Source organism: Priestia sp. FSL R5-0597, assembly GCF_038006305.1.
GTDB classification, from domain to species: Bacteria; Bacillota; Bacilli; order Bacillales; family Bacillaceae_H; genus Priestia; species Priestia zanthoxyli.
Genome location: NZ_JBBOUZ010000001.1, coordinates 1188470 through 1201466 on the forward strand (window position 1 = coordinate 1188470; position 12997 = coordinate 1201466).

General features: G+C 39.2%; 15 protein-coding genes. 8 read left to right on the plus strand and 7 right to left on the minus strand.

The annotated features are described in order from the left end of the window. The first annotated feature begins 7 nt into the window (after nucleotides 1-7). Genes MKX72_RS06030 through MKX72_RS06040 form a run of 3 tightly spaced genes read left to right on the plus strand, consistent with a single transcriptional unit; the run spans nucleotide 8 to nucleotide 3080 of the window. Nucleotides 8-1231, plus strand: coding sequence for an ABC transporter permease (locus tag MKX72_RS06030; protein ID WP_155008302.1), 1224 nt, complete (start codon nucleotides 8-10; stop codon nucleotides 1229-1231). After that, the gene (locus tag MKX72_RS06035) at nucleotides 1228-2373 is read left to right on the plus strand and encodes an ABC transporter permease (protein ID WP_155008301.1); all 1146 of its coding nucleotides are present in this window, start codon (nucleotides 1228-1230) and stop codon (nucleotides 2371-2373) included. Before MKX72_RS06030 ends, MKX72_RS06035 begins: the two co-directional genes overlap by 4 nt. Next, entirely contained in the window at nucleotides 2370-3080 is a 711-nt protein-coding gene (locus tag MKX72_RS06040) for an ABC transporter ATP-binding protein (RefSeq protein ID WP_155008300.1), read from the plus strand. The genes MKX72_RS06035 and MKX72_RS06040 overlap by 4 nt, the downstream gene beginning before the upstream one ends. 52 nt (nucleotides 3081-3132) lie before the next feature. Here MKX72_RS06040 and MKX72_RS06045 read toward each other — a convergent pair whose 3' ends face one another. The 3 genes from MKX72_RS06045 to MKX72_RS06055 all read right to left on the minus strand — a co-directional run bounded on the left by MKX72_RS06045 (nucleotide 3133) and on the right by MKX72_RS06055 (nucleotide 5342). Continuing rightward, complete coding sequence (locus tag MKX72_RS06045) at nucleotides 3133-4488, minus strand: hemolysin family protein (RefSeq protein ID WP_028414214.1); 1356 nt, start codon at nucleotides 4486-4488, stop codon at nucleotides 3133-3135. A 59-nt stretch (nucleotides 4489-4547) separates the two neighbouring features. Then, nucleotides 4548-4913 carry a MerR family transcriptional regulator gene (locus tag MKX72_RS06050; protein ID WP_033578339.1) on the minus strand — a complete coding sequence of 122 codons (366 nt, stop codon included), beginning with the start codon at nucleotides 4911-4913 and terminating at the stop codon, nucleotides 4548-4550. Between the two features lie 228 nt (nucleotides 4914-5141). Further along, nucleotides 5142-5342, minus strand: a complete 201-nt coding sequence (locus tag MKX72_RS06055; protein ID WP_155008299.1) for a hypothetical protein — start codon at nucleotides 5340-5342, stop codon at nucleotides 5142-5144. 147 nt (nucleotides 5343-5489) lie between these two features. Here MKX72_RS06055 and gloA2 point away from each other — a divergent pair, with 147 nt between their 5' ends. After that, nucleotides 5490-5888: an SMU1112c/YaeR family gloxylase I-like metalloprotein gene (gene gloA2, locus MKX72_RS06060; RefSeq protein ID WP_014461134.1), complete on the plus strand. Its 399-nt coding sequence runs from the start codon at nucleotides 5490-5492 to the stop codon at nucleotides 5886-5888. 5 nt (nucleotides 5889-5893) lie between these two features. After that, nucleotides 5894-6760 carry a gamma-glutamylcyclotransferase gene (locus tag MKX72_RS06065; RefSeq protein WP_140450289.1) on the plus strand — a complete coding sequence of 289 codons (867 nt, stop codon included), beginning with the start codon at nucleotides 5894-5896 and terminating at the stop codon, nucleotides 6758-6760. A 156-nt stretch (nucleotides 6761-6916) separates the two neighbouring features. Here the strand turns inward: MKX72_RS06065 and MKX72_RS06070 are convergent, their stop codons facing one another. Then, nucleotides 6917-7792 carry an aldose 1-epimerase family protein gene (locus MKX72_RS06070; protein ID WP_155008298.1) on the minus strand — a complete coding sequence of 292 codons (876 nt, stop codon included), beginning with the start codon at nucleotides 7790-7792 and terminating at the stop codon, nucleotides 6917-6919. Nucleotides 7793-7933: 141 nt separating this feature from the next. On the opposite strand from MKX72_RS06070, the gene MKX72_RS06075 reads away from it, so the two are divergent. Next, nucleotides 7934-8380, plus strand: coding sequence for a YndM family protein (locus tag MKX72_RS06075; RefSeq protein WP_016763336.1), 447 nt, complete (start codon nucleotides 7934-7936; stop codon nucleotides 8378-8380). Between the two features lie 276 nt (nucleotides 8381-8656). Here the strand turns inward: MKX72_RS06075 and lepB are convergent, their stop codons facing one another. The 3 genes from lepB to MKX72_RS06090 form a co-directional block, all read right to left on the minus strand. Then, nucleotides 8657-9208 (minus strand): signal peptidase I, encoded by a 552-nt coding sequence (gene lepB / locus MKX72_RS06080; protein ID WP_048020272.1) that lies wholly within the window; start codon nucleotides 9206-9208, stop codon nucleotides 8657-8659. Between the two features lie 190 nt (nucleotides 9209-9398). Next, the gene (locus MKX72_RS06085) at nucleotides 9399-9734 is read right to left on the minus strand and encodes a LapA family protein (RefSeq protein WP_033578342.1); all 336 of its coding nucleotides are present in this window, start codon (nucleotides 9732-9734) and stop codon (nucleotides 9399-9401) included. Nucleotides 9735-10024: 290 nt separating this feature from the next. Continuing rightward, on the minus strand, nucleotides 10025-10777 hold the full coding sequence (locus MKX72_RS06090; RefSeq protein ID WP_028414208.1) for a M48 family metallopeptidase: 753 nt from the start codon (nucleotides 10775-10777) through the stop codon (nucleotides 10025-10027). A 261-nt stretch (nucleotides 10778-11038) separates the two neighbouring features. Between MKX72_RS06090 and MKX72_RS06095 the strand changes: the two genes are divergently transcribed. Both MKX72_RS06095 and MKX72_RS06100 read left to right on the plus strand, forming a co-directional pair. Then, a complete protein-coding gene (locus MKX72_RS06095) occupies nucleotides 11039-12283 on the plus strand; it encodes a methyl-accepting chemotaxis protein (protein WP_186808533.1) in 1245 nt (414 codons plus the stop codon). 206 nt (nucleotides 12284-12489) lie between these two features. Continuing rightward, nucleotides 12490-12996 (plus strand): GNAT family N-acetyltransferase, encoded by a 507-nt coding sequence (locus MKX72_RS06100; RefSeq protein WP_033578344.1) that lies wholly within the window; start codon nucleotides 12490-12492, stop codon nucleotides 12994-12996. The last annotated feature ends 1 nt before the right edge of the window (nucleotide 12997 follow it).

Consider the following 12997-nt stretch of genomic DNA (forward strand, 5'->3'; position numbering starts at 1 on the left):
AAAGCAGATGAAGATATATTTCTCTTTGACTCTTTTTACATGTAAAGCTCTATTGAAAAATATAAAATCTCTCATACTGCTAATAATGATCCCTGCTCTGTTTTTACTTGGAGCAGGGATCATTATTAGTCAGACCATGCAAGGTGAGGAGAAAGTCAATCGGTTTCCCGTGGCCATTGTGGATAAAGATGATACTGCACAGACGAAGTACGTCATCGAACAGCTGACTGAAGGTAAGCTTCGCAAGATCATGAAGCCGCTTTACACGAATGAAGAGAAAGCTAAACAGCTGCTGCGAGAAAATAAAGTGGCAGCCATTGTAACACTGCCAAAAGGTTTTAGTCACGATATTGCTCATGGGAAAAATCAGCCTTTACACGTCATTGGAAACAGCAATAAGCCGCTTCAGTCACAGCTGTTTCGCTACGTGATGGAAAGTGCAGCCGACTACACGTCAGCTGCTCAAAGCGGTATTAATACGGTTGATGCTTTTTTAGAAAAAGAAAATGTTTCCGATGAAAAGAGACGCGCAGAATTTAAGAAGAGCTTAGTAACGTTTGGGCTTCATGTATTAGATAGAGGAAGTTTATTTGATGAACAAGTAGAAACGAGTTTCTTTCAACAGGATATGAAGCAATATTATGTGCTGTCTTTTGCTGCTTTGCTGCTTATGATTTGGAGCTACGGCGGATGGCTGCTTGCTAGTGAAACGCAGACTTCTCCCGTGCTGGATCGAATGAAAACAAGAGGTGTATCGTTTCTTCGCATTTATTTAGCGCAGCTGACGGCTCTGTTTGTTCTTTTGCTACCGGTATCTGTCGTATTGTTTGGAAGCCTCATTAAAGGACTGAAACTGCCTGTAACCGGTACGTACGGAGAGCTTTTTCTAGGGATAAGCGGAAGTTTGTTTGCTTTTTTATGTTTGTTTTTACTTCTTCGGGTTCTTTTTTTATCACAAAAAGCTTATCAACTAACCGGCATGCTGTTTATTTTGCTGAGTGCGATTTTAAGCGGACATGTTGTGCCGGTCGTCTATTTACCAGACTGGGCGAGTGGTTTTCAGAAATGGTCACTCAACACCCGTGTCTTGGAGCTGTTATTTTATGAATTTGATGGATATAACACAAACGAAGCTTTTCTTTACCTTAAGTCTATTCTCATTACGGCAGCAGGAAGTTTTGTTCTTGCCGTTGGCTACGTGATGACTTTGCAAAGGCGGTGGAGAAAATGATCAGTGAAAAGATAAAGCAGCTGCTGAAGCGTCCTATGCTTATTGTTATGATTTTCTTTTTACCTTTAATAGGAACGGTCATCAGCAGCTCATTTTTAGCAAAAGTACAAAGTGATTCAAAAATACCCGTTGCTCTTGTCGATCAAGACCACAGCAACATGTCTAAACAAGTGCTGGATCGACTGCGGAAAACAACAGAAATTCAGTTTCTTTCTATGAATGAAGAACAAGCGAGAAAGCAGCTGGCCAAAAATAAAATTGACAGCATTTTTGTGTTTCCTAACGGATTTCAGCAAGAAGTAGAAGCGGGGGATTATCAAGGAGTCATTGATTTGCTTACGCTACCTTCTTCTGTTGCGACAGAAGCGGTTCGAGAAGTCGTGGCCAGTGAAGTGACACGGTTAACGACAAATGTTAAAGCCGCAAATGAAGTGCGTTTTTTATATAAAGTCTATCACATTCATGCAGGACCGGATTTATGGAAAGAAGCGTATCACTATACCGATAACCAGTGGAAACCAAAGCCGCTGATGACAATTGATTACGAGGCGCAAGGAACGAAGAAGCATAAGAAGCAAGGGAGCGTTCAAATGACCGGATACGTGCCGCTATGGGGATTTTTTACGCTTTTGCTTTGCTGCATTACATCAGATTGGATGATTAGAGAGCGGAGGCACCTTTTCAAACGAATGAAAACGATGCAAAAAGGACTTTACGGTTATATTCGAAGCGTCAGCGCCGCTTTTGCTGTGCTATACGTGCTTCAAGCTCTCATCAGTTTTGCTCTATTTAAATGGCTGTATGGAGCAGAGTCTTACGGTGTGCTGCTGTATATGTGTATCTATGTGATCACATGCGTTGCTTTTAGCACGTGGCTTGCAAGTGAAAGTCAGCGAGTTGGCTCTTATTATATGATCAGCGTCGTCACGGTCACAGGACTCAGCATAATAGGAGGGAGCTTTTTCCCGGTAGGAGAGCTTTCTGCAACGATTGAAAGAATAAGTCAGTGGCTTCCGCAGCATCTGCTTCTGTATCAGCATACACTGCCGCTTACGTTCATTTGGAAAGAGATAGCTGTTTCCATTGCATGCATATGTTTGTGCACGTTTAAAATAGTGTGGAATGTGAGGAGCATTAAATGATTGAAATTAACAATGTTAGCAAAACATACGGAAAAAAACAATCGTTAGCAAATGTTACGCTGACCGTAGAAAGTGGAGAAGTCATTGGTCTTTTAGGACCAAACGGCGCTGGTAAGTCAACGCTTCTGTCTATTTTGTCTACCATTACGGCTCCTTCAAGCGGGAATGTCACGATTGGAGGCTTATCGCTTAAGAAAAATCAAAAAGCGATACGAGAAGTCATTGGCTACGTTCCACAAGACATAGCGCTGTGGGAAGAGCTTAGCGTAAAAGAAAACATGAAAATGTGGAGCAAAATGACTTCACGCTCTCTGTCGAATGAACAGCTTCAGTCTCTTTGCTCAGCTGTGCAGCTCGAAGGAAGATGGAAGGATAAAGTGAAAAATTTATCAGGAGGCATGAAGCGAAAGCTGAATATAGCCGTTTCGCTTATTCATGAACCGTCCGTTTTGTTAATGGATGAGCCAACAGTCGGAATTGATTTGCAGTCAAAGCTTGAGATTATCCGCTATATCAAACAGCTGACGGCAAAAGGAAAGACGATTATCTATATTACCCATGATTTGAATGAAATCTTAGGCGTGTGTGATCGGTTTGCCGTCTTAAAGGAAGGAAAGCTGGAGTTTGTCGGCACGATGGACCAAGCGAAGGAAAAGACTGGAGAAGAGGCAGAAGAGAACGTTGTGTATAAGCTGCTGCATGATTAAGAGTAAACAATCATAAAAAAAGAGCCGCTTCATGAAGAAGCGGCTCTTTCTATTATGCTTGTGTAACTTCTTGTTCTGGTGAATGGCTTTCAGGCTGCACGCGTTCTTCCTCAGGAAGGGCACGTACTTCCACTTCTTTCATTTGGTGACCGTCCATTTCTTTTGCAATAAACTCGTATCCAAAAAGTTTGAACGATTCGCCTTCTTGAATATCGATATTTTGCATCAGCATCCAGCCGCCGATTGTATCGATATCATCGTTTTCAATTTCGATATGAAGCACTTCGTTGACTTCTTCAAGCAGTACTTTTGAGTTAAAGACAAAGTGCTGATCGTTGATTTTTTGAACAAGCGGCTTTTCATCTGTATCAAACTCATCTCGAATTTCTCCAACGATTTCTTCTAAAATATCTTCAACGGTAACGATACCAGCCGTACCGCCGTACTCGTCAATCAACACGGCCATATGCGTACGTTTCTTCTGCATCGAGCGCAGTAGGTCTTGAATCGCTACGGTTTCAATTACTTGAATAATAGGATTCATATAAAGCTTCACGCTTTGCTTTTTTAACGCATCGTTAATTACGACATCGTTTAGAATCTCTTTGACGTTGACTAAGCCGATAATGTTATCTTTGTCTCCGTCAACGGTAACAGGGTAACGGGTGTAGCGGTCTTCTACAGCAAGCTTTAAGAAATCTTCAATGCTGTCGTCTTCAGAAACAGCTGAAATTTCTGTTCTTGGTACCATGATTTCGCGAGCAACACGGTTATCGAATTCGAAAATGTTGTTCACGTACTTATATTCAGACTGGTTAATTTCCCCGCCTTTAAAACTTTCTGATAAAATAATGCGCAGCTCTTCTTCACTGTGCGCAAGTTCATGCTCTGAAGCTGGCTTTAATCCAAACATGCCAGTTAACAAACGGGCAGAACCATTTAGTAACCAAATGAAAGGGAACATGATTTTATAGAATAAAATTAACGGACGAGCAAACAATAACGTAACTGTTTCAGCTTTTTGAATCGCAAATGTTTTTGGCGCTAATTCACCAACGACTACGTGAACAAACGTTACAAGCGCAAATGCGATAATGAATGAAAGAATATGTGTTAAAGATGCAGCAACACCCAGTTCTTCAAACAGAGGTTCCAAAATCTTCGCAACAGTCGGTTCTCCTAACCAACCGAGTCCTAAAGCAGTAATCGTAATACCAAGCTGACACGCAGATAAATACTCATCTAAGTGTGTCGTTACGGTTTTAACCGCATTCGCTCCTTTTTTGCCTTCAGCAACAAGTTGATCTACCCGTGAACTACGAAGCTTCACAATTGCAAACTCTGAAGCAACGAAAAAAGCAGTGAGTACAATTAAAATCGCAAAAATAATTAAGTTAATGGTTATCAATGAATATACTTACTTTATAGTGCTATAAAGTAAGTAAACACCTCCTGTAAATAATAAATTTACGACAGCAGCAGCAGTAAAGAGTGCAAAAGAGTGACGCTTTCTGGTGAAAGCCGATTCATCATTACTTTTCGATCTTCTTCGTTAAGCTTTTCCATAAGCGGTGCAACTTCTTTTAAACTGTCGTTTAGTACGTAAAATTTGGATGCTAATTCGTCTTTGGAGTGGCTATTCTCGGATTGCTCTACAGAAAAGAGAGAAGAAATCTCTTCAAGAGAACGGCCTTCGCTTTTTAATTTTTCAATTAAGTAAAGACGTTTCAGCGCTTCTTCGTTATAAAAGCGATAGTTAGAAGCAGAGCGTTCTGCTTTTAACAACCCAATGTTAGTATAATAGTCAACCGTGCGCTTCGTTACATGTGCCATCTCTGCAAGTTCGCCAATTTTGTATGTCGCAACCCCATCAGAATACCACCTCCTTTAACTATGTCAACCATCACGTGATGGTTTTTATCTACGCAACTATTTATCTTTTATCCTATCGTAATTAAGTATACGCGCGTAAGATCAAAAAGTTTCATTTTTTTATTAGCATTCAGTATATCTCAAAATAAGGTAGTTTGACAAAGATTTTATAAAAAAAACTCGCTTATATTAAGCGAGTTTTTTAGTAGGATGAAGTACGATAATGTGCATGCGTTCATACACATATTGAATACGTTCAGTATATTCTATGAACTCAGAGCTCATTGGAGATAGCTGATCAGCAATACGGTGCATAATAGCAGCTTCTTCTTTTAACGAATCTAAATTTTGAGTTCTGTCAATTCTAGATTTAAATGTTAACGAAATCATGTTATTCACCTCGTTGTTATATTACTTGTTATGAGACACTATGTCCGTGACTTTTATCACTCTAGTCAAAGGTGATAGCGTAATTATTTGATGTTTGCCGGCATTTTGTGTAGGATGATTAGAAAAGGGTTTTTATGGGAGAATGAAATGAATTTAAAACGAATGCACCACGTAGCCATTATAGGAAGTAATTATGAACGTTCAAAAGCTTTTTATGTAAATGTGTTAGGATGCAAGATTATAGAAGAAACATATAGAAAAGAAAGAGATTCATATAAGCTAGATTTAGAAGTAGCTCCTGGCTATCAAATTGAGTTGTTCTCGTTTCCAAATCCGCCACAGCGTCCTTCAAGACCTGAAGCGTGCGGCTTACGCCATTTAGCTTTTGCGGTTGAAAGCGTAGAGGATTCCAAGCGTGAACTAGAGCAGCAAGGGATTGATGTGGAACCTATTAGGGTAGATGAACTAACGGGAAAAAAATTCACATTTTTTGCTGATCCGGACGGGTTACCGCTAGAGCTTTATGAAGAGAAAGAGGGGGAATAAGGAGTATGTGCAATTATTTATTCGTATACGGAACGCTTCTTGAAGGAGAAGGTAATCACGGGTTGCTGCATCATGCGCGCTCAATTGCCAAGCAGGCAAAAACGAAAGGAAAATTATATGATACTAAGCAAGGCTATCCGATGCTTGATATCGACAGTGAACACATTGTATACGGAGAAGTATATGAAGTGACCGATCAGCTTATGTGGAAGGCGCTTGATGAATTAGAAGGGTACATTCATGAAGGTCATAAAGACAATGAATATGATAAAGTTGTGCAAACGGTTGAAACGGACCAAGGTGAATTTGAAGCCGTTGTATATGTAGCAAGAGACCGTTCCCTGCTGCAAGAATTTATTCCAGGCGGAAACTGGCGCGTATGGAAAGAAGATTTATTAGAAGGCATGCTGTATTTTGCTTACGGTTCATGTATGGATAACGATCGTTTTATTAAGCACGGCGTTGATCAGCATTTCCAAGACTGTCTTGGCAGAGCTGTTTTTAAAGGCTATACGCTTCGATATAACCACGTTATTCATGACGGAGGACGTGCAGACATGGTTGAAGAAGGCGGAGTCGTTGAAGGCAAACTGTACCGCGTACCGCCTGAAGCGATTACGTACCTTTACGGCAGAGAAGGGGTAGATAATAACGGCTATCGTCCTGCCATTATCTCTGTAGAGCATGAAGGTAAGATGGTGGATCATGTTCTTACTTTTTTTGTGTTAAATAAAGAAAAAGAAGTCGCACCTCCGGATCACTATTCGACTGAAATTATTCGAGGAGCAACAGGTGTACTCAGCGAAGAATACGTTCAGAAGCTAATAGAGCAAGTACATGCGCTAAAAAATAGCGATGTTGTAAATAATTAATATAAAAAGACGCAGAGACAAAAGTAGTTTAGCTGAAGAAAGCTCCGAACGAGTAATCGTTCGGAGCTTTTCATTGTTATGGTGAACGCAGTCCAGATCATTGACCCCATTTGTTCGTCTCAAGGTTGGATTGATTTTGTTATGTTCTCTGTTGCATTAGCTAAAGGAAACAGAGAATTCTGTTTGAAATACACCGTCTTTTGATAAACGGTTGATGCCTAATTTTTCTTTGAAATTTCCGTTGTGGTCATGCGTATCTGCAATTCCAAACCAAGGTTCGATGCAAAGAAAAGGAGCGATTGTATGATTTTCTGCATCATACTTTGACCAAATACCGACATAAGGGAAATCATTAAACTGAACGTTAATTTGATTTTCATTAACCGGTGATTTAATTGTAATTCCGTCAATATGGCTAAAAATTAACGCGTCATTTGCAAATAAATCTGCGCTTAGCGGAAGCTTGTGCACATTTTCTGCAGCCCCTTTTTCATGAATAAGAGCGTCTTTTAATACAAATTCCTTCGGCGTAGTTTTAGAAGGCTCTATTTCTAAAAAGTAATCAGAAATCTGCTCGTTTTCACGTAACGGAATACGAAAAGCAGGGTGGGCTCCAATTGAAAAATACATATCCTCTTTATCTTCATTTACTACTTTCCACTGAAACGTTAATCGATTGTTTTCCAGACGGTAGCTAATTTCAACTGAACATTCAAATGGATATACGTCTTTAAACCGGCCGTTTGTGGCAAATTTCAGCCGTGCTGTTTCGTTTGTTTGCTCAATCAAGGTGAAAGTAGAATCACGTAAAAAGCCGTGCTGAGGCAAAGAGTATTCGCGCTGATCAACGGTATACTGATCATTTTTTAATCGGCCTACGATTGGAAACAATACGGGCGATACTCGTCCCCAATAAGCGGGGTCTCCGCTCCACATAAACTGCAGGCCTTTTTCCTTATGAAATACTTCTACAACTTCCGCTCCTTTTTCTTCAACGCTGACTTTCATTTCGCTATTTTCTAGTACAATCATTACAACATCTCCCAAATCATTGTTGTACGCTAGAGCTGTCTCAAACGTACTGGCTTTGCTTATATTATACCCTTCTTGGCAAAAAAGGTATTAATTTCCCTATTTTTGTTCAAATTAATATAGAAAAAGGAGGGTTCAAATATGAATCATGCAACATTATTGCTCATTAAATTTGCAGCGGCACTTATTGCGTTTGGTATAGGCCTTGATTTGTTTTTTGATGCAACCATCGGAGACATTATTTCTTTTAGCTTGTTAACGACAGTTGTGACATATCTAGTAGTGGATCGAATTGTACTGCCTCGAGTGGGAAATCGTGATGCCATTATTGTTGAATTTGTTCTAACGTATATGAGCGTATGGATTTTTGGCACATTGTTATTAGACAGTTACGTTCAAATTGCTTGGGGAAGTATTATTTCTGCAGCTATTATTACATTTGCTGAAGTTTTTGTTCACCGCTACTTATTCAACCATATTGAAACAAAACATACAGCGAGAACGCGTCCGGCTTTTAAGCGAAAACTAGCGTATGACACAGAATTTGCAGAAGAACAGCATGTAGAAAACAAAGAAAATCCAAAATAAAAAGAGGCTGGAACAAAAGTATTTTAGCTGAAGTGAAAAACGAACCACTAATCAACATGTCTGATTAGTGGTTCGTTTTTTTTGTTATGGTGAACATAGGTTTCATTTGTTTCGTTCTTTCTAGCAGTTGATTTGAGGGCAAGGCGAAGACTCCAGCGGAAAGCGAAGTCTTGCACGGAAATCGACTGGGGTGTCACAAGCGGTTCAGCTCATGTATCCCATTTGTTCGTCTTTAGGTTGGATTCATTTCGTTATGCCTCAACCTCTTTTTATGTGTTAATGCATAAAAGTCATTTCTTTTAAAGGCCAGTATTTCATGTTGACTTCTCCCATGATTGAAGAAATGGGAGTGAGGCCAAAATGTCTTCCGTCCCGGCTTATGCGTCTGTTGTCACCTAGCACTAATACGTATCCATCCGGTATCGTGCCGTCTGGAGACAGTTCGTACGTGGAAAAGTTTTCAGTAAATCGCTCGTAAGCGGGCACTTTGGATAAATATTTATGAAGATGCGGCTCTTTTTTGACTTTGTTATTTATATACAGAACATCATCTTTGTATTCGACCGTTTCTCCTGGTAAGCCCACAATCCGCTTTACTAGAAAATCACTGCTATAGGGAGCTTGTAACACGACAATATCAAAGCGCTCCAGCTTGCTGTGTTTGTTAATAATAATTCGATTGCCTTCGTGCAAAATAGGCTTCATAGAATCGCCTTTTACAGTGTAGGGCTGAAACCAATAGTGCTGAACGACAACAGAAAGCAAAACGGTGCCGAGGATGACGCTTGTGTATGTAAGAATTTCACGCTTTATTTTTTTATTGATCATAATGGATGAACACCTTCTTAACGGTAAGACTATCAATTTAGGTTTTTCATAGAGATATAACAGTGTTGATTGTACCATTCAGAACTAAAGTTTTCCATATCTATCTGTTTATGCGTGTATCCCGAAAATATGCTTGGCGGAACAAAAAATGAAAAAAGCCGTTATTCTTTAAAATAACGACTTTTCTTTATTATAACTGAGCGCGCTCAGTTCGAGTAGCTGGTTGATTTGGTTCTTCTTCTATAACAGGCTCAACAGGCTTATGCTGCTTGATTTCTTCTTCTAGTTCAGCAATTCGCTTGTTTTTCTGTTTCACTTGTCCTCTTAGTTGAACAATTTTTACAAAGCTCAATGAAGCAGCAACAACTCCTCCAAACACAGCCGTTGTTAAGATGATTAAAATAAGAGGCCATTTTTGTGAACCAAATACATAGTTAAATTGTACAGGATCGTTGTTAATTACAGCTAAAACAGCAATGATAAGAGCAAATATAAGTCCTAAAATAAAAAAGCTCTGTCCTTTCATAAGCTGCACTTCCTTTCTTTACATGGTCATTACAACTTTTATAGCGTAACCACTCATCTTAAGTGTTTGCTATCTTGCTTATAGGTATACGTATCCACATTTAAACAAAATCAAACATTTTCTTGATTATATATATCTTTCTTTTAAAACACAATATATCAATTGGTGTAGAAAGTTTGACATGTCCAAAGACCTGATAGAGGGGGATTTTTGAGGGAAGGGAGTAGGTATAAGGCTTCATTGTCATAAAAAAAGCACGCGTTCGCCGCGTGCTTTTTTTATGTATAAACTTAAAATGCGTTTAGGGTGTTATCGCTTAACCACTGTTTGCGTTCAGCTGCATCTTCGAATAACTCATCTGCATTTGTAAATTGAGAAGCAATGACATATTCAATTGTTGCAAGAGGAGCTGTTAGCAAACGCCAGTTTAATACGATTGTATTATCTTGAGTCGTAGCGTATTCTTCACCTAACTCGTCCCACTTAACAGATTCAGGAGCATTGTCAGCTGCTTTTTTAACAGATTTCAAAGCTTCTTGGAATTTTTCACCTGCGCGGCCTTGGTACCATTCTGTTAATAGTTGTCCAATACCTTCATTTGTTTGCTGCTCGTTCCAGCTTTCAGGTACTGTAGCAATGAATTTTGCACGGAATGTCATTTCAGCTTTTGCTACATCTCCACGAACGATGTTTAAGCGGTATTGACGCCCTAGGTAAGGGAATTTGTCTCCTTCTTCAAAAGAACCAGTTTTAGCTGCAGAAGCTGCTGCTTTAGGAGCCTCTTTTTTAGCTGTTTCTTTTTTTACTGCTTCTTTCTTTGGAGCAGCTGGCTTTTCCTCAGCTGGTTGTGAACCGTTTAGTTGTTTTAAAATCCATGTTGCTTTGCGTGCGATGATTGAACGCACATTGTTTTCATTAAGACCTCTTGGGATAATAACTTTTACCCCTTCTTTGTCACAAATTTGCACCGTGATATCGGTTCTATTTGGAACGACTTCAATTTTGTAGTCAATTGTTTGATTGCCTGTTTGATACGTATACATAAAATTTTTCGTACTCCTTTCTACAAATCTTCATTTTATAAGCAAAGGTAGAGTTTGGTCAAATGAAAGAATAATCAGACAGTTATCAACTGCTGTTGCAGCGCCTTGCAGGAAGATATGTATTCCAATATTTAGTGGAAAAGCGCCAATAATAATTGTTTCAATTCTTCTTTAGTTTTTACAAAAAAATATAAAAATATGCCGATACTACTAATATAGATTAGACATTCTATGTCTTTAGATTGTATAGGGGATGAAAAAATGAAAAAAGCTTTTCAAAGTTTACGCATGAAAATGCTATGTATGATTGCAGCCATGATGGCCATAACATCTACTGTAATTGAAGTAACCAATTATTATCTTATTGTGAAACAAGAGCAAGCAGCTTCGATTACGCTAGTGATTACATTTCTGTTTGTTTCTTTTACAACTACCGTGTTCTATTTTATCATACGTCGCTACATAATTGCGGTTGAAAATTTGTCAAAAACAATGAAAGGGATTTCAAACGGCGATTTATCTGTAGATGTTGTTCCTTTGAAAGGGAAAAATGAGATTAGTACACTCATATCTTCATTTAATGAAATGATGACTCACATGAGAATACTGCGTCAGAAAATAAGTAAAACAAAGAGCACGGTCAGTCATTCCTCAGAGCAATTGCTTGTAAGCATGGAGGAAACAAAAACAGCTGTGACAGAAGTTACGATGTCTATTCAAGAAATTGCTGCGGGTTCTGATAAGCAGTTGCTAAGTGTGGTTGAAACCGAGCAGGCTATGGTGGATATGGCTAAGCTGCTTCAGAAAATGACTGATCATTCTTCAAAGGTACAACAATCGATGAACAGAGCCTCTGAACATGCTTCTACCGGAAATGTTGCGGTGAAAGATGTGACGAATCAAATGAATAAAATCTATGAAACCGTTAAGATATCGACCAGTGAAGTAAAGGGACTCGAAGATCGTTCCGCAGAGATTGGCCGCATTATTAATACGATTACAAGAATTGCTGAACAAACAAATCTTCTTGCACTTAATGCTGCTATTGAAGCTGCAAGGGCCGGAGAACATGGAAAAGGTTTTGCTGTAGTGGCAGGGGAAGTACGTAAGCTAGCGGAAGAATCTAAAACGTCCGCTATACAAATCAGTCATTTGTTAAAAGAAATTGAAATACAGGCAAAGCGGGCTTATCAAAACATGGAAGTGAATACGGAAGAAGTCACGCTTGGTATTGCCACTGTCGAAGATGTAACTGAACAGTTTTCCACAATTATGGAAGATGTCTTTGCCGCTCAAGAACAAATGAACAAAATGACAAAAGCAACAGGAGAGATTGATGGGTATTCGTTTAAGGTAATGGAGTCTGTCATGGCCCTTTCGGAGGTTGCTAAACAAGCAGCTGCTTACGCTGAAGAAGTAGCTGCGGCTTCACAAGAGGAGTTAGCATCTATAGAAGAACTTGTGATGTTGGCAGCTAATTTAAAAGCTACGGTAAGTGAGTCCTGAAGTCTATCTTGATATGTACGTAATACGCGCAGTTTTCTGCGTGTATTTGTTTTATTTATATCTTTTATAGAAAACGATAAATAGAATTGACACGTTATCAAAGCAGTTGTATAGTGAGTACGCAAGGCGGCAGTCTGCCTTTTTTAATTCTTAGTAAACTTATAAGTTAAATAAAATATTTAAGTACTATCTAAGGAGACAAAGAGATGAAAAATGAATTCCGTTTGGCAACAAATGACGACGCGGATAACTTATTGAACTTAACTCTACAAGCATATAAGCCTATTCGAGAGCTAGGCATTCCTTTCTTAGCAGCTACTGCTGATCTTGCCCTCGTTAAGAAAAATATTTCTCAAAACCTTTGCTATGTATATGAAGAAGATAAAAGAATCGCTGCCACTGTATCTATACGAATGCCTTGGGGAGAACATCCAGGTCCGTTTGCTGTTCCGCACTTTTGGTGGTTTGCAGTGGACCCGTCGTTTGCCAGGAAAGGCGTTGGATCTAAGCTGCTTCATCTAGTAGAGGAAGAGGTAATAAAGAATACGTTTAAATCGCCAGGTGTGTCTTTAGGAACAGCAAAAGAACATCCTTGGTTAGTTGAGATGTATGAACGAAAAGGATATGTTCAAGCTAAAGAAAAGCACCTTGCACAAGGCTATACGACCGTATTTCTTTATAAAAAATTCAATGAGGTACACTCTTTGTCGTAAA

What these genes read in the sequence shown, in the direction of transcription:
- MKX72_RS06030 (WP_155008302.1), top strand. Translation starts at nt 8, where the DNA reads ATGAAGATATATTTCTCTTTGACTCTTTTTACATGTAAAGCTCTATTG.
- MKX72_RS06035 (WP_155008301.1), top strand. Translation starts at nt 1,228, where the DNA reads ATGATCAGTGAAAAGATAAAGCAGCTGCTGAAGCGTCCTATGCTTATT.
- MKX72_RS06040 (WP_155008300.1), top strand. Translation starts at nt 2,370, where the DNA reads ATGATTGAAATTAACAATGTTAGCAAAACATACGGAAAAAAACAATCG.
- MKX72_RS06050 (WP_033578339.1), bottom strand. Translation starts at nt 4,913, where the DNA reads ATGGCACATGTAACGAAGCGCACGGTTGACTATTATACTAACATTGGG.
- MKX72_RS06055 (WP_155008299.1), bottom strand. Translation starts at nt 5,342, where the DNA reads ATGATTTCGTTAACATTTAAATCTAGAATTGACAGAACTCAAAATTTA.
- gloA2 (WP_014461134.1), top strand. Translation starts at nt 5,490, where the DNA reads ATGAATTTAAAACGAATGCACCACGTAGCCATTATAGGAAGTAATTAT.
- MKX72_RS06065 (WP_140450289.1), top strand. Translation starts at nt 5,894, where the DNA reads ATGTGCAATTATTTATTCGTATACGGAACGCTTCTTGAAGGAGAAGGT.
- MKX72_RS06070 (WP_155008298.1), bottom strand. Translation starts at nt 7,792, where the DNA reads ATGATTGTACTAGAAAATAGCGAAATGAAAGTCAGCGTTGAAGAAAAA.
- MKX72_RS06075 (WP_016763336.1), top strand. Translation starts at nt 7,934, where the DNA reads ATGAATCATGCAACATTATTGCTCATTAAATTTGCAGCGGCACTTATT.
- lepB (WP_048020272.1), bottom strand. Translation starts at nt 9,208, where the DNA reads ATGATCAATAAAAAAATAAAGCGTGAAATTCTTACATACACAAGCGTC.
- MKX72_RS06085 (WP_033578342.1), bottom strand. Translation starts at nt 9,734, where the DNA reads ATGAAAGGACAGAGCTTTTTTATTTTAGGACTTATATTTGCTCTTATC.
- MKX72_RS06090 (WP_028414208.1), bottom strand. Translation starts at nt 10,777, where the DNA reads ATGTATACGTATCAAACAGGCAATCAAACAATTGACTACAAAATTGAA.
- MKX72_RS06095 (WP_186808533.1), top strand. Translation starts at nt 11,039, where the DNA reads ATGAAAAAAGCTTTTCAAAGTTTACGCATGAAAATGCTATGTATGATT.
- MKX72_RS06100 (WP_033578344.1), top strand. Translation starts at nt 12,490, where the DNA reads ATGAAAAATGAATTCCGTTTGGCAACAAATGACGACGCGGATAACTTA.